This is a genomic window from Streptomyces sp. CB02980 (assembly GCF_014451325.2).
Lineage (GTDB): Bacteria > Actinomycetota > Actinomycetes > Streptomycetales > Streptomycetaceae > Streptomyces.
The window spans coordinates 58,535-84,314 of record NZ_JACSCH020000002.1 but is presented as its reverse complement, the minus strand read 5'-3'; the positions used below and the strand labels follow the sequence as shown (position 1 = coordinate 84,314).

The 25,780-nt window shown below is 74.0% G+C and carries 16 protein-coding genes; 4 read left to right on the top strand and 12 right to left on the bottom strand.

Features of this window, described 5'->3' with window-relative positions; genetic code table 11:
* Window positions 1-4: 4 nt before the first annotated feature.
* From E0F75_RS04095 to E0F75_RS04065, 7 genes are all read right to left on the bottom strand, one after another.
* The gene (locus E0F75_RS04095) at window positions 5-1,111 is read right to left on the bottom strand and encodes a metalloprotease (RefSeq protein WP_187621082.1); all 1,107 of its coding nucleotides are present in this window, start codon (window positions 1,109-1,111) and stop codon (window positions 5-7) included.
* A complete protein-coding gene (locus E0F75_RS04090) occupies window positions 1,108-2,292 on the bottom strand; it encodes a lantibiotic dehydratase C-terminal domain-containing protein (RefSeq protein WP_187621081.1) in 1,185 nt (394 codons plus the stop codon). Before E0F75_RS04090 ends, E0F75_RS04095 begins: the two co-directional genes overlap by 4 nt.
* Window positions 2,280-5,108 carry a lantibiotic dehydratase gene (locus E0F75_RS04085; RefSeq protein ID WP_187621080.1) on the bottom strand — a complete coding sequence of 943 codons (2,829 nt, stop codon included), beginning with the start codon at window positions 5,106-5,108 and terminating at the stop codon, window positions 2,280-2,282. The genes E0F75_RS04090 and E0F75_RS04085 overlap by 13 nt, the downstream gene beginning before the upstream one ends.
* Before the next feature lie 12 nt (window positions 5,109-5,120).
* Complete coding sequence (locus E0F75_RS04080) at window positions 5,121-6,842, bottom strand: nitroreductase family protein (RefSeq protein WP_187621079.1); 1,722 nt, start codon at window positions 6,840-6,842, stop codon at window positions 5,121-5,123.
* A 41-nt stretch (window positions 6,843-6,883) separates the two neighbouring features.
* A complete protein-coding gene (locus tag E0F75_RS04075) occupies window positions 6,884-8,926 on the bottom strand; it encodes a TOMM precursor leader peptide-binding protein (protein ID WP_187621078.1) in 2,043 nt (680 codons plus the stop codon).
* Entirely contained in the window at window positions 8,916-11,171 is a 2,256-nt protein-coding gene (locus E0F75_RS04070) for a TOMM precursor leader peptide-binding protein (RefSeq protein ID WP_187621077.1), read from the bottom strand. Before E0F75_RS04070 ends, E0F75_RS04075 begins: the two co-directional genes overlap by 11 nt.
* Window positions 11,172-11,385: 214 nt before the next feature.
* Complete coding sequence (locus tag E0F75_RS04065) at window positions 11,386-13,308, bottom strand: AfsR/SARP family transcriptional regulator (protein WP_187621076.1); 1,923 nt, start codon at window positions 13,306-13,308, stop codon at window positions 11,386-11,388.
* Between the two features lie 889 nt (window positions 13,309-14,197).
* On the opposite strand from E0F75_RS04065, the gene E0F75_RS04060 reads away from it, so the two are divergent.
* The 4 genes from E0F75_RS04060 (at window position 14,198) to E0F75_RS04045 (ending at window position 17,507) form a co-directional block, all read left to right on the top strand.
* On the top strand, window positions 14,198-14,674 hold the full coding sequence (locus E0F75_RS04060) for a hypothetical protein (protein ID WP_187621075.1): 477 nt from the start codon (window positions 14,198-14,200) through the stop codon (window positions 14,672-14,674).
* A 79-nt stretch (window positions 14,675-14,753) separates the two neighbouring features.
* The gene (locus E0F75_RS04055; RefSeq protein WP_187621074.1) at window positions 14,754-15,335 is read left to right on the top strand and encodes an RNA polymerase sigma factor; all 582 of its coding nucleotides are present in this window, start codon (window positions 14,754-14,756) and stop codon (window positions 15,333-15,335) included.
* A 4-nt stretch (window positions 15,336-15,339) separates the two neighbouring features.
* Window positions 15,340-16,116: a hypothetical protein gene (locus E0F75_RS04050; RefSeq protein WP_187621073.1), complete on the top strand. Its 777-nt coding sequence runs from the start codon at window positions 15,340-15,342 to the stop codon at window positions 16,114-16,116.
* 197 nt (window positions 16,117-16,313) lie between these two features.
* Entirely contained in the window at window positions 16,314-17,507 is a 1,194-nt protein-coding gene (locus tag E0F75_RS04045) for an MFS transporter (RefSeq protein ID WP_187621566.1), read from the top strand.
* 37 nt (window positions 17,508-17,544) lie between these two features.
* On the opposite strand, the gene E0F75_RS04040 is transcribed toward E0F75_RS04045, so the two are convergent.
* The 5 genes from E0F75_RS04040 to E0F75_RS04020 form a co-directional block, all read right to left on the bottom strand.
* Window positions 17,545-17,937, bottom strand: a complete 393-nt coding sequence (locus tag E0F75_RS04040) for a hypothetical protein (protein ID WP_187621072.1) — start codon at window positions 17,935-17,937, stop codon at window positions 17,545-17,547.
* 141 nt (window positions 17,938-18,078) lie between these two features.
* A complete protein-coding gene (locus tag E0F75_RS04035; protein WP_187621071.1) occupies window positions 18,079-19,701 on the bottom strand; it encodes an RICIN domain-containing protein in 1,623 nt (540 codons plus the stop codon).
* Window positions 19,702-19,764: 63 nt separating this feature from the next.
* Window positions 19,765-21,702 (bottom strand): DUF2264 domain-containing protein, encoded by a 1,938-nt coding sequence (locus tag E0F75_RS04030; RefSeq protein WP_374115365.1) that lies wholly within the window; start codon window positions 21,700-21,702, stop codon window positions 19,765-19,767.
* Between the two features lie 26 nt (window positions 21,703-21,728).
* A complete protein-coding gene (locus E0F75_RS04025; protein ID WP_187621070.1) occupies window positions 21,729-24,185 on the bottom strand; it encodes a polysaccharide lyase 8 family protein in 2,457 nt (818 codons plus the stop codon).
* Window positions 24,186-24,257: 72 nt separating this feature from the next.
* Window positions 24,258-25,622 (bottom strand): M60 family metallopeptidase, encoded by a 1,365-nt coding sequence (locus E0F75_RS04020; protein WP_187621069.1) that lies wholly within the window; start codon window positions 25,620-25,622, stop codon window positions 24,258-24,260.
* Window positions 25,623-25,780 lie beyond the last annotated feature (158 nt).

Sequence of the window (25,780 nt, the reverse complement as noted above, 5' to 3'; positions counted from 1 at the left end):
CGGGTCAGCCGAGCAGGTGGAGGACGAACGTGATCGTGGCCGCCGCGGCGAGCAGGACCAGGACGGTCGATCCGAGCGCGTACGCCGTGTAGATCCGCCGGGCCCGTGCCGAATAGCCGGCCAGGGCCTCGGCCCCCGCGGCCCCGCGGCGACGCAACGCCAGATAGGTCCGGGTCTCGGGGGCGAGGTGAGCGGCTCCGATGGCGTGTCCGAGCATCCGGTACCCGTCGAGCGGCGGCAGCGGTACGAGGTTGCTCAGTGCCTGGATCGTGCCGAGCACCAGGAGTCCGGCCAGTGGGGAACGCTCCGGCGCGTCGGCGGGGAGCAGGAACCACCAGACGCCGAAGGGCAGCAGGAGCAGCATGTTGAGGTAGGCGCCCGCCCCGGCGATGACCAGCTTGGCCCACCGGCCCGGCAGGAAGAGGTAGTTGTCCACCGTGCAGTAGAGGAGGGCGGCCGGGAACCGCCAGCGGAGGCCGATCTCGGCGACGTGCCCGCCGTAGTGCTGGGCGGCGACCCCGTGCGCCAGCTCGTGGAGCGTGATGCTCGCCCAGAGGAAGAGGGCGACGCCCATCAGCGCGAACGGCTGCCGGACCAGTTCGGAGGTGCCGTCCAGCAGCGCCCCCGACCGCCACACGAGCGCGCCGATGAGGACGAGGACGGCTGCGAGAAGCGGGAGTTGCACGGCCCGGTGGAGGAGGGGACGCAGCAGGCGGTGGAGTCGGGCGGTGGTCGCGGCGGCGTCCGCGACCATCGGACGGGTGCCGTGCCAGAGGGAGTTGGGGCGTCGAGGCGCGGGGGTCGGGGCGGCCGGATCGGGCGCCCCGACGAGGAGGCCCCGGGTGCCGAGGAGGCCGAGGAGCCGGTTCCAGTGCTCCTCGCCGAGCCGGCGGCCGAACTGTTCCGCGTACACGGGTGCCAGGTCGTCCAGGTTTCGCGTGCCGTCGAGACGCGACATGAGGAAGTGCTCCTTGATCCCGACCTCGAACGCGGCCCCGCTGACGGGGTGTTTGACGAGGTGCACGGTCCGGGGGCCGCGCAGCAGGGGCGGGCTGAGGAGCACACCCGGCCGGAGGGCGGGGCGATAGGCACGCGCGGCGGTGGCGGTCACGCGTCCGCCGCCGCGACGCGCGGGTCCCTCAGGACCTGGCCGAGGACGAAGGACAGATAGGCCTCGTCGCGGATCGTCACATGCAGCCGGTTGTTGGTCATGTGCATGTACGGGGAGAGGAGCCGGGGGAGGACCGACGGCAGATGGGTGAGCGGCGCCGTCGGGACGGCATCCGCCGGCTCCGCGCGCACCTGCCCGGTGTCCTCACGGGCGGGACCTTCCCGGAGCGGGAACAGGAGCTCACCCCGGCCCGTCAACTCCTCGATACGAGAACGCAGTTCCAGGCAGTGCTCGGCCCAGCCCCGCAGGAAGGAGGGGAGCCGCTCCAGCTCGCCGCTCGCGATCGCGGCCCGGACGGCGGCGAACCGGCGGCCCAGGACGGGCGCCATCTCGGCGTAGTTCCGCTCGTACTCCTCCGAGCCGATGAACCCGGTCCCGGGGAAGGCGCGGTGCCAGAACTCGTAGTAGCCGTCCAGGTAGTCGGCGAGCCGGTCCTCCTCCGGCAGGAAGCAGCTCGCCATCACCATCATCAGCTGCGCCGAGGTGCCGAGCAGCACGGTGCGGAGGTGGAGGTTCATGGTGCGGAAGGCGCCGACGACCAGCTCGCTGGAGTGGCGGAAGTGCCACTCGGCGAGCTCGACACCTGCGGGGCCGCCGTACTTGGCGTATTCGGGGGCGTACGGCTCCTCGCTGAAGGTGTTGTTCGGCCGCAGCCTCATCCGGCCGTCGTCGCCCATGTATCGCCCCCGGTCCGCCCCGGGGAACTCTATGTCGAACAGGTCGTTGTAGAAGTCCTTGAGGAAGCCGGAGTCGACCTCGTACAGCGCGGGACGGGCCTTGAGGAAGGCGCTGAGCGCCTCCTCGGCCCGCCGTCTCACCTCGGGCGCCGCGGCCGGGCTCGCGGGGCGCAGCCGCAGCCGCACGTGCGGGCCCTCCAGCCAGTAGTTGATGAAGAAGTGACCCGCGAGCAACCCCTCCTCGGTGAGCCGGGCGACGAGCGGCCGGACGCAGTCCACCAGCATCGGCCGTGGGCTGGCGGCGTAGAAGACGTGCAGGGCGATCCACTCGCCCGGTTCCTGGGCCGGGGCGCCGGAAGCACCCGCGCCGGGGCCGGGCGTGAGGTGGGGCGCGGCGACGGGTGCGGCTGTGGGTGTGGGGTGCGGGGAGATCAGTTCCGGCATGTCGGGCCGTCCTCGGTGCGGTGGCGGGAAGTGAAGGTCTCCACGGCCAGTTCGGCCACGTGCCGGCCCTGGGGGGACGTCAGATGCAGCGCGTCCTCGGCCGGGAGCATCTCGCGCAGCGCCACCCCGGTGCCCGGCTCCCGGTCCACCAGGGCGTCGAACGAGGTCAGCGACAGGGGACTCGCGAAGTCCACGTACACGGGCTTGGCGCCCAGGGCCCTGCGGCCCTCGCGGAGCACCGTGGCGAAGACCTGGTCGGGCAGGCCGTGCCGGTGCTGCCAGCGCCGCCACTCCAGGTACCACGACGCCTCGTCCGTGCCGGGGCGGCGGACCGGCAGCACGGCGGCGTCCGCCGTCCAGTCGCGACGGCTCAGCACGATGTCGCCGTGGACCACCCGCGGCCTGCGCGTGACGCCGTCGACGGCCGGACCCTCGGGAACACCGCCCCACACATCGGTCGGGGTCATGGAGCTCGGCGAGAGCAGCAGCAGGGTGCGGGGGATCTCCGGCAGGGCCACCGGAACGAGGTACCCGAGGTAGACCGGCACGACCTCGCGGTCGAGCCGGCGCGAGCGCAGGACGAGACGGTCGGTCCGCTCGTCGTGCTCCAACGAGAGGTCGCTCAGGTCGAGTCGGGCCTCTTCCGGAACCGTGGACGTCTCGCCGGGGCAGACGATCTGGTAGTCCGTCAGCCGGCCGTGCAGATTGAGGTTGCTGGTGACGGGACCACCGGTCAGCTCGGCGAACACCGCCCCCCGAGGCCGACGGTCGCGCAGCTCGGCACGCAGCCGATCCGAGAGTCCGGCCCCGCCGGGCGGCCCGGACGCGGCCACCCCGTCAAAGGCGTGGGTGAAACGGCTGAAGGGGAAGGCGAGTCCGCCGTACGAGCGGTTGAGGACCACGCGGGGCCGCGCCTCGCCGTCCGGGGTGGGCAGGACCACCTGGAGGTGATGGCTCTGGGGGACGAAGTCGCCGACGAGCGGCTCCAGTTCTTCCGCCACGGCGGCGAGCAGCCGGGCGGGAAGCCGCAGTTCGTCGTCCTTGCCGTTCCGCTCCCACGACTCCCACAACTCGCGCATTCCCGCGATGAAGTGGCGGCGGGCGTCGTCGAGGCCGCGCAGCGCGGGCTGGCCGAGCCAGTTCTCCTCGGGTACGTACTCCCCGTTCGCGTCGAACGTCGTGCGCTTCGCGGCGAAGGAGACGTACTGGTCGAAGAAGTCCTCGTGGAAGTCGTGCACGAGGCCGAGCAGGTCGTCGCAGCGGCCGCCGCGCCCGTAGCGGGCCAGGAAGAAGCCGTGCAGGGTGATGCGGTGGGGCAGCGTGAGGTCGAACATCGGCAGGACGCCCTCGATCGCCCGCAGGGCCTCCCCCGTCGCACCCGACAGAAGTCCCGTTCCGCAGGGCAGGTCGGTGCCCGCGCCGACGTCCTCGTAGAGAAGTGTGCGCGGCAGCGTGGGCTCCTCGGCTCCCAGCTCGCGCTGGACGTCGAGGAGTTGTTCGCGGAGGGTCCGCAGGAGCACGCGCCGTTCGGCGAGACCGGCGGCGGGGTACGCGGCCAGGCAGGCGGCCGGTCCGTGCAGGGCGTCGGCCACCGAATCGGCCCACGGGGCCGACAGGTCGCGCAGGGCGAGCCGGAACGACTCCAGCGGGTCGGGGCTGTGCACGTCGGTGCGCAGGCACGGGACCTGGACCATGCCGAGCTGGAGCAGCGCCGCGGCGTACCGCTCGCACTCGGCGGGGTCGGCGCCGTGCTCGGTCCCGAGCCACTCGACCAGGTCGCGGTGGCGCAGCCCCGCGCGCTCGTCGAGGAAGGCGAGCAGACGCTCCAGGGTGCCGCTGCCCCGGAGGTAGAACAGCCGGTCGCGGACGGAGTCGAAGGTGACGGACGCGTCGTCGTCGCCGCTCGTCACCCACTGCCGTACGTAACGGATCCGGTCCTCGTCGCGGCCCCAGCCCGGGGACAGCGCGACGGGGAGGTCCTGGCGGCGCACGGGGTCGGCGAGGATCAGCTCGGCGAGCCGCCCCAGGGCGACCACATTGAGCCGTACGTGACCGGTCCAGGCCTCCGGCCCGCCGATGCGGAGGTCCGCGCCCACGTCCGCGCCGGCGTCGAAGACCCCGGTCGCGACCGGGGTGAGCGTGCTGAACGGGCTGGTCTTGCACGCCGTGCGGTAGAGGTACGCGAGCGCCGACCGCTCGATCTTGCGCATCCGCTTGCCCGGGTCGGCACGGGTGTCGCCCAGGTAGGCGTCGAGCCGGCTGTCGAGCACCGGTGAGGCCAGGAGCAGGCCGCGACGCAGCGGCTCCCGGGAGAGCGCGGTCTGCAACTCACCGCGGGCGGTGCGCAGTTCCTCCGCGAGGAGGGCCGGTCCCGCGCCGAGGAGTTCGCCGTGCGCGACCCGGTCGTCCAGCCAGGCGGAGACCCGCGCTCCGGCCGGCTCGTCGAGTCCGGTCACGAGCCGCACGGCCGCCGCCGGGTCGGCGGGCAGCCGGTTGTTGAAGATCTGGCGGCGCAGGGAGAGGAGCGCCCGGCGGGCGTCGTCGCCGACGGCGTCGGCCGCCTCGACCAGGGCATGGAGCTCCTGGCTCAGGGCGGCGCCGCCGTCGGCGAGACGCTCCTCGCGGGTCAGGGCCTCGTCGGCCCAGGCACGGGTCCGCGGGCAGCGCAGCCGGTGCACGGTCTCCACGGGCAGTCCGGCGGCGCGGAGCAGGAAGCGCCGGCCCACCTCCCAGGTGGCCGGACGGGGGAGCGGGGTGTCGGTGCCGGTGTTCGTGTCGGCGCTGTCGCCGGTCCCGGTGCTGGTCAGCAGTGTCATCGCGGGTCCCCCTCAGGCGATCTCGTGGCGGAAGTCGGCGGGCTCCGGGCGTTCGTTGCCGAGCGGCATGATCAGCAGGGGCGCCTCCGCGGTGCCCTCGAGACCGAGCCTCTCGACGAACGACACGTTGTCGAAGCCCAGTGCCACACCCGCTCCGAGCGACAGGGCGGACGCCGCCAGGTAGAACGTCTGGGCCACGGCGCCCGCCGTGCCGACGGCAAGCCGGTAGCCGCGGTCCCCGACCGCGTCCAGGACGGCCTTCGTCCGCACCGTCGGCACGAGGACGACGCCGGCCTGCTCCAGGTTGTAGTTGGCCAGGAAGTAGTTCTCCTGGAGGAACGCTCCCTGCGGGCCGGGGACGACGAGCGCGAGATCGCCCGCCTCGGGGTCGTAGACGTACGCGCCGGGCACGATGTCCCGGACGTGGTTGACGAAGGCGTACAGCCGGACCTGCCGGAGCGCGCCGTCCGGATCGGCCTCCCCGCCCAGGGAGGCCGCCGCGCAGGCCGCCAGCACGGACGACAGCTGGCCGGGCGTGACGGGGTCGGCCGCGTCGAAGCGGCCGAAGCTGCTGCGCCGGCTCCGCAGGACGCGGCGCACCGGCACCTCGGGGAAGGCGGGCGCGGGCAGCGGGACCCGGGTGGCGCCCGCGGGGACGGACCGGGCGGCCGCCGGGGCGAGCGCGCCGGGCGCGGGCCGGTCGGCGGCGCCGGCCACGGCCGCCGCGTGCATCGCGAGGACCGTGGGGAACTCGATGACGGTACGGGAGCGCTCGACGTCGCGGTGCCGTACCCCCGGATCGGGGCCGTCGACGCCGGCGACCCGGGCATACGGCCGTACCGCCGGGTCGGGTCCCGCGCCCACCGCCGTACGCGGCACGGTGCCGTCGCCGTCCCAGCGCAGGGGCACCACGGCGAACACGCCCTCCTCCTCGCCGACCGTGCCGAGCAGGCCGTTCAGCCGGGGCTCGTCGAACCACAGGACGGGCGCGGTCCGCAGCCCGTGGGCGGCGGCCCAGATGCGCCAGGTCTGCACGAGCGTCCCGACGTCGGTGCAGACCACGTGGTAGCCGAAGCTGTTGTACTTGAAGGCCGTCTGCCAGTACTTCACGCCGAGGATCAGGTACTGGTCGGTCTCGAGGGCCTCGGCGGGGGCGTCCCGCCCCAGCGCCTCGCGCACCCGCGCCGTCACGTCCCCCGTCAACAGCCGCTGCACGGCGTGCCGCTGGACGTCGTAGTAGTGGATGCCGGGCGTGAGCGGGCCCGAAGGACCCGAGGCCCAGTAGACGCCGACCGGGTAGAGACCGCCGCCGCCCGCCGTGCCGCGGGACCAGTTGGCGTGGGTGTAGAACGGCAGCCCGGACAGGTCGCTGTTGGCCTGGATTCCGAGCCGGCGGCCGGTCAGCCCGTACGAGTCCTTGAGCATCGCGGACAGCAGGGGGAGGGTGAAGCCGCCGGGCGACCCGGGCGATCCGGCCGACCCGGGTGATCCGGCCGGACGGGGCGATCCGGCCGGTCCGGCGGCCGCGGGCCTGCCGCAGGACCGCGGGAGAAGACCGGCCCACGCGGGCGCGTCGGCCAGGTCGTCCCCGTCTGGCAGGGCGTAGGACTCCACACCGGGGTAGAACTTTCCCCTGCGCGGCCCGTCGGGCCAGTCGGGGACGAAGTCGGCGGGTTCCATCGGAACGCGGCCGCGGTACAGGACGGCATCGGCGTACTCATGGGCGTACCCCATGGGGTCGGCCTCCTTTCGGACGGCGTACGGGACGGGCGCCGCTACGGGAAGGGATGGGGCGCGGGGTGGAGTCCGGCGGTGCCCAGGGCCGCGCGCATCCGGGGCATGTGGCGGGCCCGCTGCCGGGACCAGCCGAAGTCGATGGGCAGGAGTCCGGGCACCAGGACCTTGACGGTGTGCAGACCGAGCGCGCGCTGCTCCGGCAGGGTCTGGTCGACCACCACCACGTCGAAGCCGGCGGCGGTCACCGCGCCCACGACCCGCAGCAGGTCCTCGCGCAGGTCCGTGGCGACGGTGGCGCCGTCGGCGTCCGGCCACGCGAGGTCGGCGACCGCGAGGGGCGGTTGGCGGTCTGGCTGTCGCAGCAGGAAGTCGGCGTGCCGACCCATCTCCGGAACGCCGTAGACCAGCGGATGGTCGTGGAGCGTGGTGACCCGGTCGAAGTCGGCGGCCATCGCCCGCAGCCGCGCCTCGTCGCGCCGGGTCCGGCCGACGAGGTTGACGGAGTCGGTGGCGATCTCGCAGAGCGCCGAGTCCAGGGCCGACTCGGGGTCGAGTCCCGCGCCCGCGCCGAAGCACATGCGGCCCACGCCCCCGTCGAACCGCTCGGCGCACGCGGTGACCACCGGGACCGGGAGGTCCGCTCGGGTGTCGAAGAACCGCGCCCGGTAGCCGTACATGGCCAGCCGGTCGACCATGTGCCGGGTGCTCGCCCGGGCACTGGTCGACGGGTCGATCTCGCGCAGCGGCACCTGCCCGTACCAGGCGCGCAGGAAGGCGTCCCGCTCGATGACCTCCATCAGGCCGAAGTAGACGGCCTCCTCCGTACTGCCCCCGGACGCACACCCGTTGGAGCTCTCCTGCACGAACCGGTTCTCCAGGCCCGGCGCGTGGTAGTACGCCAGGATCTCCGGCACGGCGCGCGGCGCCGCGTCGCGCAGCGACCAGCCCCACACCCAGGGGATCTCCCGGTCCGGGGCGAAGGGCCGCACCCGGGGGTTGTCCCGGTGGAACTCGTCCGCGTACAGCCCGGTCTCGCGCGGGTCCACCGCCACCGGGCCGAGGTCGTCGAACGACGCACGCAGACGCGCCGTCCGGGTCCGGGCGCGCATCCCCGCGTAGCGCTCAAGACCTTCGAGGACCCCGATGCGCTGGCTGCGCGCGTAGCTGTCGGCGTGGCCGCCCCAGAACGTCTCGCGCAGATACTCCCCGGAGCGGGACGAGAAGCAGCCGACGGTGGCCGAGGTGGTGGTCGAGGCGACGTCGCAGACGACGGACGGGCCGATGGCGCCCCAGTGGGGGTTGGCGAACGCGTCCACGGGCAGCCGGTAGTCCTCGATCCGGCGGACCCGGAAGACACCCGGCCGGTACTTGGGTGCCGGACGCAGCGTCAGCGTGGCGGCCCCGGCGGTGTCCTCCTCGGGAGTCCCGCAGGAGGGGCACTCCGGGTCGGGCACGAGCGGATGGCTCCGCACGGTCAGGGTGTCGAGGTCGATCAGATGGACACGGGGGTAAGGGCCGGGCGCCGGCCCCTGTTCCGCGAGCCCCGCGACCAGGGCGGCGACGGCGGTGGCGGCGAAGGGGACGCCGTACGGCCAGCCGCCCGCGGACCGGGTCTCCGACCCGAGCTCGAGACCCTCACGCAGGGGGACGGAACGAACTCCCTGCCAGCGACGCCGGAGACAGGTCGCGCAGCCGGCGCGGTGCGTGCGGTCGGTTCCTCCGGGCACCGAGGGCCACGGACCGACGATGACCTGACGTCCGTAGAGGTGCACGGGGAGCGGGCGGCCGGCGACGCTGGAGTTACGGAGGGGGCCCTGCCCGTCGGTGGTGCCGGCGTACGCGTCCCGTACGCCGAGGGGGGCGACCGCCACGGCCGGTACGGGGCCGCCCGAAACGGCTCCGATCTCGTCGAGCGCCGCACGCAGGGCGACGGCGAACCGGGACGAGGAACCGGCGCGGGCGCCCGCGTCGGGGGCGACGGAGGAACCGGCGGCACTGGAGGAACCGGCGGCACCGGAGGTATCGGCGTGCGGCGCGGGCGCGGTCCGGCCTTCCGGCGGCGCCACGGTCTCAGCGCGCATCGGGGGCCGCCCGGGTGAGCAGGACACGCACGGTGTGGATGCCCGCCGTCGGCAGGTCGGTGGCGTGCGTCGGGACGACGAACGCGTCCCGGCCCGCGGCGGCGAGGCGCTCCAGGACGTGGGGCCACTCCACGGGGTCGCCCGGCGCCCGCGCGGACTCGTCGCCGGTGACCGGTACGAGGGCCGCGGCCAGGTCCCGCAGCAGCGGATCGCCCTCGTCCGTGCTCCGCCCCTCCCCGGCGAGCTGGACCTCTCCGAGGAGGTCCCGTACCGCGTCGACGGCGGCCGAGGTCAGGTCCAGGGCGGCGCCTACCGCCCAGCGGCCGGGGTCCGGGTCACCGGCAGCCGTCCTCGCCAGGACGACCGACGCGCCGGAGTGCGCCCGCTCGCCGAGGTCGAGGAGCTCGACGGTGAGGCCGAGCAGGGTGGCCGACCGGAGGAGGAACGTCGTCTCCGGGTCCGCGCCGAAGACCTCGGGTGCGATCGGGGTGGTGTCACCGGAGCCCGTCACGGCCCGGCGCAGGGCGTCGTGGGCGAGGGCCGACAGCAGCCCGGCGGCCGCCGCCGCCGGAAGGTCCGACCCCGCCCCGGCTCCCGCCCTGGTCGGCTCGAAGCGACGGTCGGCGTTGTCCGGGCCGAAGGGACGCACGGCGCCTGAGGGCACCCGTACGACCTCCTTGGTGAGGAGCGAGGTGGCCGCGGTCCAGCTCGTCGCACCACCCGAGCCGCCCGTGCCCGACGCGACGGTCAGGGTGTCGGGGCCCACCGACGGCAGGGCGTCGAGTGGCTCCGCGAAGGCGGCGGCCGGGACCACGTGCTCGGCGTAGACCACCGCCGCCGCGTTGAGCGCCCGCAGTCGGGCACCGGCGGTGTGGTGCACGTCGAAGGCCGTGATCGTACGGGTGCCCCGCGTGCCCAGACCGAGGACGACCGAGCCCACCTTGAGGGGCGTCTGCGTCAGCGGCTCGTCGGCGTACGACGTGAAGACCCCCGTGAAGGGGCGGACGAGCGCCGAGCGCCGCTCCAGCTCGGCGAGCGGTCCCTGGGCGGCGTCGTCGTCGGGGGCCGTGGCGACCGTCGGCAGGAACACGGGACGCGCCGGCGCCGACGTCACGTCGACCGGTTCGGGCAGGCCCACGGCGGACGAGCAGAACGGACAGTGCGGGTGGGCGAGCAGCGGCTCCGACGCGACGTCGAGGCTGGCCATGGACTGGACGAGCACCCGGTCCCGGGTCTCGGCCGGCAGGGCCCCGGTGACCAGGCGGAACACCTCGTACCCGAGCAGGTTCCCGAGCATCGCCGCGAGCGGCCCGGCCGGCTGGATGCTCGGCGTACCGGTGCCGAGGGCGAGACCGCTCCACAGCTCGGCGGCGTCCGACGCGGCGGCACCGCCGGCCGCGCCGAGCCGGAGCGCGGCGCAGGACCAGCACGACGCCGACTCCGCGGTCGTCGCCGGGCCGACGACGGCCGAGCCGCCGAACGTCCAGGCGGGCAGCAGCGTACGACCCCGCGGCACACCCTCCCGCAGCAGCGGCAGCACAAGCCCCGGGACGTCGGACCCGGCGGCGGCCACCACCACGTCGTACCCCTCGTACGCGGACCAGGCCTTCCGGCCACGGACCGTGTCCCGCCCCGGCAGCAGCGGCAGTTCGACGGGGCAGCCCTCCTCGGCGAGGGCGGCGACCTCCTCGCGGACGGCCGCGAACTCCTCCGGTGTCACACCGGCGGTGCCCTCGGCCAGGGAGCGGTCGACTCCGACGGCGGCGCAGCCGTTCCGGACGAGGGAGAGCACGCACCAGCGGGCCACCGGACCGTCGCCGAGGACCGCCACCCGGGTCTCCCGGAAGCGCGCGAAGCGGCTCGTGGCGGCGTCGGCGTAGTGGTCGATGTACGCGATCTGCGGGGCGAAGCGGGCCGCCGCCTCCGGAGCGGGCGCGGGCTCGGCGGCCGTCTCGTCCGGCGCCGGTACGGGGCGGGCGAAGCCGCGCCCGTACAGCGCCTGGACCAGCTCACCCACCATGGCCTTCTGCGTGTCGCCGAATCCCGCGCATATCTCCTCGACCGCTCTGCTGCCGTCCAGATACGGCATGAGGAGCGTGGCGAAGCGGTAGCCGGACTTGGCGGTGAGCTGGAAACCGCCGTCGGCGTTGTGGAAGATCACGCCGTTGGGGGTCTGGGTGAACAGGACATCGCGACGGACTCGGGGCCGGGTTCCGGCGATCTCCGCGTACGACGTAAGGGTCATGCGTGCGTCACACCTCTCGTTACGGGGTGGCGAGATGGAGCCCGGGGTGATGGGCCGACTGCTCTGGGGGTGCGGGGTGCGGGTGCGGGGTGCGGGGTGCGGAGTGCGGGCGTGCGGGTCGGGCTGGGACGGTCGGGTGTGCGGGGTGGGTGGTCGGGTGCGCGGGGTGGGTCGGGCGTGCCGGGTGCGGCGAACGGGGGATGTGCCCCCGTCGTCACCTCAGAGCGGCCGGCCTGGTCCCGTCCAGCTGCGGGAACTCCCCGTGCCGGGGCGGGCGCAGCAGCGCGGGGGCGTGGTCGACGGAGGAGCCGGCCGCACGGCGGGCGTGCGCCCGCAGCAGATCGTGCGTCCAGAAGGCCCCGGGCTGACCCTCCTCCAGGAGACCGGCGTCGAGGAGACGCTCGATGACCTGCTCCGCCGTGTCCTCGGGAAGGCCGAGGAGACCGGCTGCCCCGGAGGTGGTGAGCGGGTCGTGGGGTGACGCGGCGAGGCGCAGATGAGCCTCGGCGAGCACCGGAGGGAGCCGCTTGAGGGCCTCGTCGAGCCGCTGCGGCACCGACATGCGGGGATCGTCGGCGAGGCTGAGCCGGCCGACGGGGTCGTGCCGGAGCCAGTCTGCGTAGTCGGCGAGGCGCAGCCGGGGCCGGGTGAGCAGCCGGGCCGCGGCGATCCGGAGGGCGAGCGGATGGTGGCCGCAGGCGGTCGCGAGGGGGAGCGCCGCGGTGGGCTCGGCGGCGATCCGCTCCCGGCCGAGGACGGCGGTGAGCAGCGCCTGCGACTGCTCCGGATCGAGGGCGCCGAGCCGGTGCACGGTCCCGCCGTGGGTGGCGACGAGCGCGGCGAGCCCCATCCGGCTGGTGACGATCGCCGCGCCGCAGGCGTACGCGGTCAGCAGCGGGCGGACCTGGTCGGGGTGGACGACGTCGTCCAGGACGAGAAGGGAACGGCCCCGGCCCGTTCCGGGCCCTGCGGGCAGCGCCCGGCGGAGCTCGTCGGCGGCCTCCTCCGCCGGGCGGGGGCTGCCGTCCGGACGGGTCAGCGGCACCAGGAGGCAACCGTCCGGGAAGTGACGGCTCACCAGGTGGGCGACGTGCAGGGCGAGGGCGGTCTTGCCGATGCCGGGCGCTCCGGAGAGGACGGCGAACGGCGCCCGCTCGGAGTCACCGCCGGGTCTCTCGGTCGTCAACTGGCTTACCAGGGAATGGACTTCGTGCTCCCGTCCGGTGAATCCGGGGACGGAGGGAATGGGCGGGAGTGGGAGTGGGAGTGGGTGCGGGGCGGCGAGGGCGTCCCGCCCCGCGGAAGCCGGAGAGTCCTGAGGGTCCTGAACGCCAGGGGCCGCGGTCCGTTCCGTCGCATGCCCGGCGAGCGCGGCCCGTCTTCGCGCCACCTCGACGCGGCCGAGGTCCTCACCCCGCAGGATCGCCAGTTCCAGGCCCTGGAGTTCGGCCCGCGGATCGACGCCGAGCCGTTCGCGCAGATGGCCCTTGATCCTGCGGTACTCCGCGAGCGCCTCGGTCTGCCGGCCCGTCCGGTACAGGGCCTCGATCAGCTGCTCGGCGAAGCGCTCGTGGGCCGGGTATACGCGCGTAACCTCCCAAAGATCAACGAGTGCTTCGCGACATCGGCCGTCTTCCAGTTCGATGTCACAGACCCGTTCCAGCACCCTCAGCCGCTCCTCCGTGAGACGGGGTACCTCGTCCCGGTGCAGCAGGTCGGAGGGGACGTTGGAGAGCAGGCCCCCCTGCCACAGGGCGAGGGCGCTGCGCAGCGTGTACAGCTCGGAGTCGTTCCCGGACGCGGCGGCCTGCTCGACGAGCCGGCGGAAGTGGAGCAGGTCGAGCGTCTCGGCGTCGGCGTCGATGCGGTAGCCGCCGGCCACCGCGACGACGGCCTGGTGCTCGATGCCGTACTTGGCGAACAGCCGCCGCAGGCGCAGAACGCAGCTCTGCAGGGCGGTCTTGGCCGTCGTGGGGTGCTCCTCGCCCCAGACGATGTCGCGCAGACGGTCGGCGGAGACGATCGAACCCGGCCGGATGAGCAGCGCGGCGAGCAGCGCCGTCGGTTTGGAGGGCGGGAGCATCACGAGGTCCCGCCCGTCGGTGACGCTCAGGGGCCCGAGTAACTGGAATCGCACCGTTGTTGTCCGCCTTCCTCGTCCGCTGGTGCCAGGTGGGTCCCTAGAGGCGGCCGGAGTCGTGCGGCCGGGGGCGGGGAGTCGGGGGCCGGGCGGGTGCAGCGGGCATGGCGAACCACCGGGGAAGGCAGAGGGAGGCACGGGGGGAGGTGCGACGCGCTGGACTGCTGCGGCCGCCGGGGCGGCCTGGGTGGGGGCGAGAGCGTGGGTGACCCCGGTCGGCGTCAGGGTCAGGAGGAAGGTACAGCGGCGGTGCCGGAGAGGGGACGGGGCGGGAGCCCTTCCGGACATCTGCCGGTGCGTGGTTGACGGTTCGCGGCGGGGCGTGCAGCGGCGCGGGAGTGCGCGGGCCAGGGAGGGCGGTGATGAGGTCATGACACTCTCCGTCCGGTATGCGGACGACCGTCAGGAACGAGCCGCCGCCCCCGGGAGATCGTCGACGGGGCATGTCCGAGGCGAAGAATGGCCACTTTCCGACCGTCCGACATCGGCCCCGGTGGCCGTGAACGGCGGCGGCCCCGGGAGTTCCCGGGCCCGGCGTCTCACCGCCCCCGTCCGGCTGCCCGGCCCGCGGCCCGTGACCAGCGTGAACGACGCATCTCGACGGAACGTCCCCCACGCGAACGGTGGATGAGCCGGGACCGGTCTCTGTCGAAGGTCCCGTCACGTCACCGGCCGCAAGGCGAGCCTGGTGACTTCCGGCCAACGCGACGAGAACGCTCCGAAACGCGGACGGCCGCCGCGTCGACCGGCCGGCTTCGCCCGCGGCACCGGAGCCGTGCAGCGGTGTGTGATCAGCGTCACGCGCGCCCTCCGTGATGTTTCCGGACCGGCTTCCGCTTGATCATCCGGCGAATCACGCCGCTTCGAAGGGGAAGGGCGATCACGTATGGACCGCGAAGACCTGACGCTGTCCGCGGCCGACATGGGGCGTCACGCAGCCGAGTTCGTGGGGCGTGCCACCGCCAGGGCGAAGCTTCCGCTGGACTACACCGCGGCGAGCCTGCGCGTCGTCGACCGGCTCATCGACGGACTCCGGCAGGGCGGCGCCGGACGGGAGGGCGTGGAGGGGCCCCTGATCGGCATCGGCGCCTACGTCGGCGAGGTGCTGGTGCGCGAGGCGGGCGCGGTCTGGGTCGACATCCCCCCGGAGCACCTGCTCCGCTCCGTCTTCGCCCACCCCGTCGGGTCGCGGATGCCGGACGGCCGGGTGTGGAACCCGCTCGGCCGGACCGTGAACCGCTTCGAGATCGGACCGCAGGAATCCCTCCAGACCTACTTCCTCACCCTGCACGGGCGGCGGCCGCCCCGTACCCGCAGACGGCCGGTCCAGGCGCCGGACGGCCTGGCGGCGGGCATGTGCTGACGGTCTGACAGGATGACTGCCTTCCGGTACACCGCGGCAACCGGAGGTCCGTGAACGTACCGGTGGTGAAGAGGATCGTGTGGACGAGGGGACGGGGCAGGCGCCCACCACGGCACGCGATTCCGAACTCGGCCCGGCCGTCGCACGGGCGCAGGAGGGCGACGAGGAGGCCTTCGCGTACGCGTACCGGACCGTCTACCCGGGGCTCCTCGGCTATCTGAGGGGCATCGTCGGCGAGGACGCCGAGGACGTGGCCTCCGAGGCCTGGCTGGAGATCGCCCGTGACCTCGGCCGGTTCCGCGGCGACGGCGTGGGCTTCCGCGGCTGGACCGCGACCATAGCCCGGCACCGGGCACTCGATCATCTGCGGCGGGTGCGGTCCCGTCCCCGGCCGGCCCTGCTCGAACAGGACGTGCTCGCACTGCCCGCCGCCGCCGACACGGCGGGGGACGCCCTGGAGGCCCTCTCCACGGAGCAGGCCCTCGCGCTGGTCATGGGCCTGCCGCGGGAACAGGCCGAAGCCGTGCTGCTCCGGGTCGTCGTCGGCCTCGACGGGCCGACGGCCGCCCGGGTTCTGGGCAAACGCCCCGGTGCGGTACGGTCCGCCGCACACCGTGGACTGAAGCGGCTGGCGCGGGAACTCAGGGGAACAGGGAGGTGATGGGATGCCCGACGAGCATCGGTACGAAGGCCTGGAGCGGTCTCTGCGGTCCGCGCTGCGCGGCGACCGGCAGGCGACGGACGCGGCCACCACGGGCGGGGTCGCGACGGGCGGCGTCGCCGCGGGCGGGACGGCCGGGGAAGCGGTCGGCGGGGCGGAAGCGGGCGCCCGAGCCGCCTTCCGTGCCGCGCGTGACGCCGGCCTGCACGTCCCCGGCCGCACGCGCCGGACCCGCCGCCGCGACGTCTGGACTCCCGTCGCCGCGCGGCGACTTCGCCGGCGCTCCCTGAGGACGGCCCTTGCCGCGGCCCTCGCCAGCGTGACGCTGGGCGGAGTGGCCATCGCCGCCGCGGACCTGCCGAGCCCCTTCGCGGACGAGCCGACGCCCGTCCGGACGACGCCCGTTCCCACGCTCGGCGGGACCACCGCCCCGGCGGCCGGCACGACGACCCCGCCAGGTGCGGCGACGTCCGCATCCCTGTCCCTGAGCCCGGCCACGCGGCCGGCGACGCACCCGGGCCAGGGACAGGGCAGGGAGCACGGGGAGAGGAACGGGTCGGACAACGGCCTGAAGAACGGCACGAAGAAGGGGCCGGGGAACGGGCGCGCGTCCGGACACGCGAACGGACACGCGAACGGCCATGGGAGCGGCCACGGGAGCGGTCCGGGGACCGGCCCGAAGCCCGCATCGAGCAGAGCATCGAGCCACGCACCGACCGACGCACCGACCGACGCTCCGAAGAAGGGGCCGAGGAACGACCCGGGCCGCGACAGGCCCTGACGTTCCGACGCCCCCTCGCCCGGGGGCACACCGTCGGGCGCGGGCCTCGTCGACCGGGTGACGTCCACTCCATTGCCGCAGTTCGCGCCCCTGGGGCGGCGGTCGGCGGAGATACGGTCCGCTGCATGGAAGGTGACCGGGGCGCGGAACGCGAACGTGGTGTCGAAGGCGACCGTGGCGTGGAGAGTGACGCCGACCTGCGGGGCGACCGTCAGGGCTGGCTGCGGTGTCTGCTCGCCGGAGCCGTGTTCGTCGTGTGCATGGCCGGCACCACACTGCCGACCCCGCTCTATCCCCTCTACCAGGAGAAGTTCGGGTTCTCCGAGCTGACGGTGACCGTCGTCTACGCCGTGTACGCCTTCGGGGTCATCGGCGTACTCCTCCTGGCGGGCAACGCCTCGGACACCGTCGGCAGACGCCCGACCCTGCTCTGCGGCCTCGGGTTCGCGGCGGCGAGCGCCGTGTGCTTCCTGCTTGCCGACGCCCTCGGCTGGCTGTACGCGGGCCGGCTCCTCTCCGGTCTGTCGGCCGGTCTCTTCACCGGAGCCGCCACCGCGTACGTCATGGAGCTCGCCCCGCGCGGCGGCGGGTCACGGGCGACGCTCGTGGCGACGGCCGCCAACATGGGAGGGCTCGGTTGCGGGCCGCTGCTCGCCGGACTCCTCGCGGAGTACGCCCCCGACCCCCTGGTCCTGCCGTTCGCCGTGCACCTCGGTCTGGTGGCGGTCTCCGTCGGCGTCCTGCTGTGGCTCCCCGAGACCGTACGGGAACCGCGCGGACCGGCCGCCGTACGACCGCAGCGGCCCGCGCTGCCGCCACAGGTGCGGGCCGTGTTCGTGCCGGCGGCGATCGCCTCGTTCGTGGGCTTCGCCCTCTTCGGGGTGTTCACCTCGGTGAGCCCCGCGTTCCTCGCCCGGTACCTGCACGTCGACAATCACGCCGTGAGCGGCCTGATCGTGGCGCTCGCCTTCTTCGCCTCCACCGCCGGGCAACTCGCCGTCGACCGCGTCGGGGTGGCGCGCTCGCTGCCCCTGGGCTGCGTGGTGCTCTTCGGCGGTCTCGTCCTCCTCGGGGCGGCGCTGTACACGGACCTTCTGGCGCTGGTCGTCCTGTCGGCCGTGGTCGGCGGCGTGGGCCAGGGCCTCGCGTTCCGCGCCGCCCTGGCCTCCGTCGCCGCCGCGGCGCCGCCGGACCGGCGCGCGGCGGTGATCTCGACGCTGTTCGTGGTCGCGTACACCGGCATCTCGATCCCGGTGATCGGCGTGGGACTGCTGGCCGATCCGCTGGGCCTGGAGGGGGCGGGGCTGGTCTTCATCGCCTGCATGCTGGTGCTCGTCGCCTCCGCCGCCGCGTATCTGATCCGGCGACCGGTGCCGGCGAAGGGACCGTGACCGGCCGTGTCGGAAGGCGACGAAGACGTCCCTTGCCTCAGACGGCGACGAAGACGTCCCCCGCGGTGTCGCGGAGGACGAATCCGTTGTCGAGCCGGACGCGGACCCGCACCGGGATCTCCGCCTCCTGGTACGCGATCCACGCCGGTTCCAGGGCCGCGACCTGCTCCTCCAGCTGCGCCCTGCTCCCCGGCGGCATCTGGTGGCCGAAGTCGTCGAGGAGCGACTTGAGCCGGGCGTACTCGCGGACCTCCTTGCTCTCCCGGCGGTCGTCGTGCACCTCTTCGACGGTTCCCTCGGTGCCCGCCGCCAGGGCCAGGAAGCCCACGACGGCGGCCGGCTCCGTCGGGGATTCCTCGGCAAGGGCGACCTGACCCGTCAGGGCGAGTTCCACCGCCAGCTGTACGCGCCGGCCCACTTTCAGCGTCATCGGTCCTTCGTCTCTCCGCTCGGCCGGGCCACGACCACGTACGTCCGCGGAACGGCCCGGGGGTTGCCATTGTCCCGGGCCGTTCCGGTGCGGACGGACAGGGGCTCGCCGCCCCGCCGCCCCGGCGCGACTCCGCCGGGTTCAGCAGGCGGGAGGCGTCGTGCCGCCCACCGCGATGCGCAGGTCCGCGCCCTGGGCGCCCACCGAGCACACCGTGACGGCCGCGTCGGCGTCCTCGTCCACCAGCGTCCGGCCCGCGGCCAGCGGTGCGTCGTCGGTGGTCGACGTGCCCGGGGTGGCGTCCACGAGCCGGTTCCTCACGGTGCCGCCCGTGGTCACGATACGGACGATCACGCCGTTGACCAGCGGATCGGTCGCGACGTAGTCGTCGTAGGGCGGGGTGGCCCGCCGGTACTCCAGGGACAGGAAGCCGCCGTCGGGGCGGGCCACCCGGAACTCCTGCGTGCCGCTCTCCCCCAGCACGCCCAGCCGGTAGCTCCCGGTGGCGGTGACGCGCGGCACCTGGGAGTCCGGCACCCAGCCGGCGAACTGCCGGTAGTCGACCGGGTAGAGGTGCATGCCGCCGCCGCCCATGGTGTCGGTCGGGTCGTCGCCCCCGGAGACCGTGCACGCGCCGCTCACGGTCGTGACGCTGCCCGCGGCCGGGCAGGCCTTGAGCGTGTCGGAGTGCTGGAAGCCGGAGGAGTGGCCGAACTCATGGGTCCACATCCACGTCTTGTGGCCCACACCGTTGGAGAGGATCCAGTTGCCGGGCATGGCGGCGAGCCCCTCCCAGGCACACGCCGAGTGGCGGGAGATGTCGACGAAGAGGTAGTCGTACGCGTCCGGCTCGACGCCCCGCGCCCGCGCGGCCGTCCGGGCGGCGCTCAGGATCGCCGCCGACTCGCAGCCGGCCGGTCGCGCCCCGAGATCCACGCCGGTCAGCATGTCTCCCGTGAGGGAGAGCGACCCGCCGGACACCTCCTGGAGATACGTCCTGAGGGACGGTGCACCGGCCCCGAGGGTCGCCTGCTCGACGGGCGCGGGATCGACCGGCGCGGCGTCGTTCCAGTGGGTGGCCATCACCAGCGCCCGCTTCTGACCGGTCACCGGACGGGTCGGCCAGCCCGTCGCGAAGGCGGCCGCGTTCCAGAGGCGCATGGAGGTGTATTCGCCGGCGGCGGGGGTGCAGGCGCCGGCCTGGACGGTGTCGTTGCTGCTGAAGGTGCGCAGGCAGTCGCCGAGTGCGGCGTCGGTGCGGTACTTGTTCTTGATCAGGACGTATCCGTTGCCCTGGTCGACGGCCTTCCAGAGGCGCATGGAGGTGTATTCGCCGGCGGCGGGGGTGCAGGCGCCGGCCTGGACGGTGTCGTTGCCGCTGAAGGTGCGCAGGCAGTCGCCGAGTGCGGCGTCGGTGCGGTACTTGTTCTTGATCAGGACGTATCCGTTGCCCTGGTCGACGGCCTCCCACTGACGCATGGAGGCGTACTCGCCGGCGGCGGGGGTGCAGGCACCGACCTGGACGGTGTCGTTGCCGCCGAACGTGCGGAGACAGTCGCCGAGTCCCGCGTCCGCGCGGTACTTGCTCTTCAGCGGTTGTGCTTGCTGCGCCTGTACTGACTGTCGCGTCTCCTGCGTCCCTTGCGTCCCTTGCGTCGGCGCCGCGGTCGCCGGCGTGTACGAGAACGCGGATACCAGCGCCAGAAGGGCGGCCGGGGCGGCCCAGGATCTCACCGAGGACAAGGGGGCGAACCGTCGTGTCATCTCTCCTCCAGAGGCGTGCTGTCGATGTCGTGTCGCAGACGTGCTGTCGGATGTGCGGCGCCCTCAGGCCGTGAGCACCTCGCCGTCCGGGAACGTGATCCGGATCCGGTCGTCGTCCCCCTGCTCGCAGTGGATCGCCGCGCGCAGGGCCTCGGGGTGCACGGCGTCCCGGGTGAGGACCACCAGCGTCACCTGCACGCGCGCGCGTGCGGGGTGCCCGGGGGTGACCGGACCGGAGGCGAGGAGGTACGGCGTCGCCGAGTGCGGACCGAACGCGTTGGCCTCGACCTCCCGGGCGATCTCGCCCTCCTCGTCCCAGCCGTGGAGGCCCACCACCGCGCTCGTGAGCCCCGCCTCCGTCCGCGCCAGCGCCCAGCCCGGACCCCTGAGGACCTGCGGCGGGTCCGGGTCCGCGACCGCGTACCCGCCCTCGCGCACCCGGACCCCCTCGGGGGGACGCACCCGGTGCACGCGGATCTCCCAGGGGCCGTGCAGGAGACTCGTCGACTCGACGGGGAACTCCTCCTCGTACCCGGGGAGTCGTGCCGTGTGGCGGGACGAGGCCCGGCGGCCCTCGCAGGACACCGGGACGATGCGGCTCCGCCGGGACGGTGTGCCGTCCGTCGCGAGCAGCGCCAGATGGCCGTCCACGGTGCGCGCCCAGGCGTGGGCGGCCGACTCCGGTGCCGTGGCCGTCGAGTACGCGAACTTCGCGTAGTGCGGGTCGTCCTCGCCGGGACCGTCGGGCGGATTGTGGTCGCTGCCGTGGTTGACGAGCCGGACGATGCCGTCGTGCGGGGTGCCGTGGAGCAGCCAGCCGGGGGCGGGCAGCGCCGTGTACCGCGTGCCCTCCTCCACGGGCAGGGGCTGCTCGCGCTCCGTCCACACGGGATGGTCCGCGGGCAGCAGCAGACCGAGGAAGGCCTTGCTCGCCCAGTACGGGGAGGCCGGTCCCGAGTACGGCTGGGTCGTCGGCAGATGGGTGCCGTACCACCCCAGGGGCAGCAGACCCCGCTCGTCCGGCACACCGCGCTCCACGAAGTGCCGCGCCGTGCCCGACGCGAGGCGCCGGGTGAGACCGGGGGCCAGCGGAGTGCAGTCGGCGAGGGCGCCGAGCCACACCGGCGCCGTCGCGGCGAACCGGTACGTCAGGGAGCGCCCCTGGTGGACGGGCGCCCCGTCGGCCCCGAAGAACTCCGGGTACGTGGACAGGAACAGGGCCAGCCGCTCCCGGTAGACCGCGCCCCTGCCGCCGTCCCCGTCCGGCCCGGCCATCCGGGCCCACAACAGCGGGTACAGGTGCATGGCCCAGCCGATGTAGTAGTCGAAGTTGCGGCCGTCGCCGTCGCTGTACCAGCCGTCGCCGACGTACCAGTCCTCGATCCGCTCCAGGCCGCCCTCGATGTCCTCCCGGCGGTACGGCGCGCCGACGGAGGCGAGGAACTGCTCCGACACCACCTGGAAGAGACGCCAGTTGTTGTCCCAGGTGCGGGCCCCCACGAAGCCCGAGAGCCACTCGACCACCCGCTCCTGGACCGCGGTGTCGAGCGTGTCCCAGATCCACGGGCGCGTCTCGTGCAGACCGATGGCGACGGAGGCCGCCTCCACCATCTGCTGCGAGCAGTCGGTGAGCACCGGCCAGGCTTTGGGCCCGTCACGCAGAGTGCCCGCTGTCAGACCCCGCGTATACCTTTCGATGAGGTGCGGGTCGACCTTTCCGTCCGCGCCGGCGATCCGGAAGGAGGCGAGCAGGAATGAGCGTGCGTACCCTTCGAGGCCGTCCGAGACGACGCCCGACCAGCTGGTGCGCCCCGGCAGGCGGTACTGCGCGAACCCGGGAGTGGCGTACGGGACGAGGGCCTCCAACTGCCGGTCGGCGAGCGCCTCCCAGTGGGCCCGCGTCCAGCCGGTACGGGGGGACAGGACGCGGTCGGTCGGTGGCAGGCGCAGATGCGGGGCGGGCGGGGACACGGACGGGGGTGCGGGCGGGGACGGCGGCACGAGGGCTCCTTTCGGGGGCCGGACGGTCACTGGACCAGTTCGGCCGTGTGGCTGTGGCCCCGTGATCCGCCGACCCGGACCGTGAGCACGGTGCGGCCGCCCGGTGTGACGGTCACCGTGTCGTCGGCGCGGACCACGCGGCGGACGCGGAAGGGGAGTTCGACGGTGAGCTCCGTTCCCGTACGCCCGGGGTCGGCGACCGCCACCGACACATGACGCCCGGCGCGGCGTACCAGCACGGTGCCGGGGCCCGAGGAGGAGAGGCCGCCCGCGGTTCCGGCCTGCCAGAAGTGCGCGGCGAGCAGCCCGTGCCGGTGGGCCTCGACGGCCTGCGCGGTGGCGTTGTTGGCGACCACGACGACGGGGCGGGAGAGCGACCAGACGCCGGTCGCGACGGCGCTCGCGCCGGGGAGCAGGACGTAGGAGTAGGACGCGGACGAGGGGGAGGGGCCGTGGTCGAACCAGAGGGTGAGGTAGCGACGGGTGACGGGGGTGCTGCTGCCGCCGGTGTCCGCGCCGGTGTTGAGCGCACGCCAGGTGCCGGTGCGTTCTTCTCGGAGCGCGTTCAGCGAACCCGCCGCGGCGACCTCACCACGGGGCGGGCGAGGGAACACGAAGCCGCCGAAGCCCTCCAGATGGGCCCAGCGGGCGCCCGAGAGGTCGGCCCGCCGGCCCTGTTCGTCGGGCTGCCGGCGGCCGTCGACGGTGAAGCGCTGCCGTCCGTCGGCGTGGAGGTTCCGGTTCTCGACGACGGTCTCGACGGTCCGGCCGTCGCTCGCCGTGATGTCCGCGCCCAGCGCCACGACGGCGTCGTCGAGGAAGAACCACGCCTTCCGGGCCCGCAGCGTGCTGTCCTGGGCCGCCAGTTCCATGGCCGCCGCGCCGAACCGGCCGTCGAGCGCGGCACCGCCCGCCACGGCGTTCGTGGGGCGGTACGTGCTGGTGCCGGGGCTCGTCCCGAGATCCGCGCGGACGCGGGTGTCCACGGTCGTACCGGGAAGGCGGTACGGGTCGACGGTCGGCCAGAAGCCGTCACCGAAGGTCGAAGGGTCGTCGCCGTCGTAGAGACAGGTCATGCCGTCACCGGTGTACCAGCCGTGCAGGTTCTCGCCGTTGCCCGCCTCGTACGCGGCGATGCGCCGCGACGACAGGGACAGCGCGCAGGCCCAGCCCGGCCGCCGGTGCACGACCCGGTCCATGTCGGCGAGGACCACGTGCCCCGCCGGCCGCGCGGCCGGTCGCACCGCGGGGTCGTCGAGGACGGCCTTGGCACGCGCGAGCGCCGGAATGCCCACGAGCCCCTTGTAGGGAGTCGCCTCGTTGCGGAGGATCCAGCCCTTCGCGAGGGACCGCCAGCGCTCGGCGTGGCCGGCCGGCGCGCCCGCGGCGAGCTGGAGGACGCGGCTGACGGTGGCCGCCCCGTCGTGGTGGTCCCGGGACCGCTCGCGCGACACCGCCCGGCCACGGACGGCGTCCATCATCACCCCGTCGAAGACCACCGGGGCGAACGACCGCTCCACCGCCTCGTACAGCACGGTCACCGCGGGGTCGGACACCGCCCACTCCGAACCGGCGAGCAGCGCGATGAGCTGTCCCGCACCGCCGAGGAGGACACTGCCGTACGTCCCCGTGTAGGCGACGCTGCCGTGCTGGACGAACGACCCGTCCTCGTAGAAGCCGTCCCCGGACGTGACGTACCGGAAGAGACTGTTGCGCCCGCCGTCCCGCACGTCGGAGAGGCCGTCACGGGCGAGGACCAGTGCGGCGGGGTCCCGGGCGAGGAGGCCCCGCAGCGCCACGATGACGGCCTTGTCGGCCCGGTTGGCGCCGGTCTCGGCCAGGGACGGGATGTTCGTACGGCGGTCGGGGTTCGCGCAGAACCGGGCCACGGCGGCGACATACGCGGCGAGGTCGGCCGGCGACAGACGGGCGCGCAGCAGCACACAGGTGTCCATCAGCGCGCGGGGCGCACCGATCTCCCAGAACCACCAGTTGCCGGTCTCGGCGCGCCCCGGGTGGTAGCCGACGGTGCCCAGGAACCGCAGCGCCTCCAGGAGGGTGTCGAGTACGTCACCGCGGCCGGTCAGCGTGGTGCCGGGGGTCGCCCAGGCGGTCGCGATCGTGCGCAGTCGCGGATAGCTCTGGCCGAACATGCCGGGGTCGGAGGCGGGGGAGAGGTCGGCCCAGAGCGCCTTCCGGCCCGGCGTGGTGTCGAGCCGCTCCCACCAGGTGGCGGCCTCGGTCTCCAGGGCGGCGAGCGCGGCGGCGAAGTCCGGGTCCGCGGGGTCGAAGGCGCCGCCGGTGAGCTCCTGTTCGGCCCGGGCGAGGAGGGAGTCGTACGGATCGGTGGTGTCCCCTGCACCCGTGGGCCCGGGGCCGGCCCCCTCCGTGGGCGGCGGCGCCGCCGCGGCGGTTCCGGGAAGGAAGGAGAGGACCGGTGTGGCACCGGCGAGGGCGAGCATCTGTCGTCTGGGGAGAGCCATGACCGGTGCGCCTCCTGCTGATCGGGAAGGGGAAGGGGGAGGGGAAGGGAGCGGGGAGGGGAAGGGGGTGCGTCAGTCGGTGAGGGCCGAGGGGTCGACGGCCGGCTGCGGCAGGCCGAGCGCCGCCAGCTCCGCGAGGCCCTGCGCGTCGACGGGAAAGGCCCAGCGGTTCACGAGGAAGTCGGTGAGGTCGCGGCCGGCCACCCGGCTGGCGTAGAGGGCGAGGTGGCGGTACCGCTTCGCGGTCTCCGTGTAGTCCGACGCGGGGTTCTCCTCGCGGACCAGCCGGTGCATCCGGGGCCAGAAGTCGGCGCCGAAGGCGAGCTCCAGCTGGCGCAGCGGGACGAGCTTCTCGTACGCCCCGAAGGACTTCTCGTAGACGAGGCCGGGTCCGCCGAGCTTGGGCAGGGCCGACTGGAAGGGGGTGAGGCCAGTCTTGGAGTCCGGGAGGAGGAGGTTGGAGGTCTGCCCGAGCGCGCGCTGGACGGCGAGGGAGTAGATGTTCACCGTGACCTCGGTGAGGCCGGTCGGCTTGTACGCCATCTGCTGGTGGGTGTGGCCGAGTTCGTGGTACAGCCCCCATCCGCGGGTGCGCAGGCCCTGGACGGTGGTGGCCCGGTCCAGGTAGGCGCGCGGGAAGCCGTTGTAGCCGTGGGTGGCGAAGGCGCCGACCCCGGCGGGGACCACCGACACCTCGGTGAAGTGGAAGCGGCCGGACTTGGGGCGGTGCAGCGGCGAGGAGCCGTCGAGGCCGCTGATGTCCTGCTCGGCCTGGATGATCTCTTCGAGGAGTGACAACAGAGCCGCGTGGTCCTCGCCCCGGTGGAGGAGGGCGCCGTCGCGGGTCAGCGTGACGAGGGTGCGCGGACCGTGGAGTTCGACCACCGGCACGTCGGTGAGGGTGTCGAGCCGGTGCTGGAACTCCGCCTCCGTGGTGCGACCGAGGGTGAAGACGGGCATCGGGCGGCAGCCCTCCCTGAACCGCACGCCGGCCCGCTCGCCTTCTCCCTCCAGAGTGAAGTACACCGGTCCGCCGTGCGGATCGGTCACGGTGTTGCTGCCGGGCTTGAGCGCGTACGGGCGGGGCTCCTTGACCGTGCCGTAGTAGTCCCAGTGGCCGATCCACAGCGTCGGCACCAGACCGTCGAAGGGGAGGACGGTGAACCGCAGCGGGGTGTTCGCGGGGGCGTACCGGCCGGTGGGCTGGAACTCGCTCGCCCGCAGGGCGGACGCGAGGCGCAGCCGCTCGGCCTCGGCGGAGGGGCGCGCCGTGAGGGCGACCGTCGGGCCGCCGTGTCCGGCGGCCCGGGCCGTACCCGAACCGACGGCGAGCACGGCACCGGCCGCGGTCATCGTGGCGAGGACCGAACGACGGGACGGGGCGGACCTGTGCGCGGAGGAAGCGGAGGGAAGCGAGGAGAACGGGGGGATCTGCATCGGTGTCATCTCCTGGGGGCGAGGAGGTGCAGAAGGCGGGGTGTGCATCCCGGAGGCAGCCCTGAGCTCGGCTCGGAACGAGGCGAGCTGCACGGCGCGAGGCTCGGGAGCTGCGCGCCAGCATGTAAGCGTTTGCTGTCCGTCCGCAAGGGGTCAGG

Bases quoted from the DNA above. Each gene is read 5' to 3' on its own strand.
- E0F75_RS04020 (WP_187621069.1), bottom strand. From the start codon at position 25,622: ATGCAGATCCCCCCGTTCTCCTCGCTTCCCTCCGCTTCCTCCGCGCAC.
- E0F75_RS04035 (WP_187621071.1), bottom strand. From the start codon at position 19,701: ATGACACGACGGTTCGCCCCCTTGTCCTCGGTGAGATCCTGGGCCGCC.
- E0F75_RS04040 (WP_187621072.1), bottom strand. From the start codon at position 17,937: ATGACGCTGAAAGTGGGCCGGCGCGTACAGCTGGCGGTGGAACTCGCC.
- E0F75_RS04090 (WP_187621081.1), bottom strand. From the start codon at position 2,292: ATGCCGGAACTGATCTCCCCGCACCCCACACCCACAGCCGCACCCGTC.
- E0F75_RS04025 (WP_187621070.1), bottom strand. From the start codon at position 24,185: ATGGCTCTCCCCAGACGACAGATGCTCGCCCTCGCCGGTGCCACACCG.
- E0F75_RS04085 (WP_187621080.1), bottom strand. From the start codon at position 5,108: ATGACACTGCTGACCAGCACCGGGACCGGCGACAGCGCCGACACGAAC.
- E0F75_RS04075 (WP_187621078.1), bottom strand. From the start codon at position 8,926: ATGCGCGCTGAGACCGTGGCGCCGCCGGAAGGCCGGACCGCGCCCGCG.
- E0F75_RS04050 (WP_187621073.1), top strand. From the start codon at position 15,340: ATGCCCGACGAGCATCGGTACGAAGGCCTGGAGCGGTCTCTGCGGTCC.
- E0F75_RS04080 (WP_187621079.1), bottom strand. From the start codon at position 6,842: ATGGGGTACGCCCATGAGTACGCCGATGCCGTCCTGTACCGCGGCCGC.
- E0F75_RS04070 (WP_187621077.1), bottom strand. From the start codon at position 11,171: ATGACCCTTACGTCGTACGCGGAGATCGCCGGAACCCGGCCCCGAGTC.
- E0F75_RS04060 (WP_187621075.1), top strand. From the start codon at position 14,198: ATGGACCGCGAAGACCTGACGCTGTCCGCGGCCGACATGGGGCGTCAC.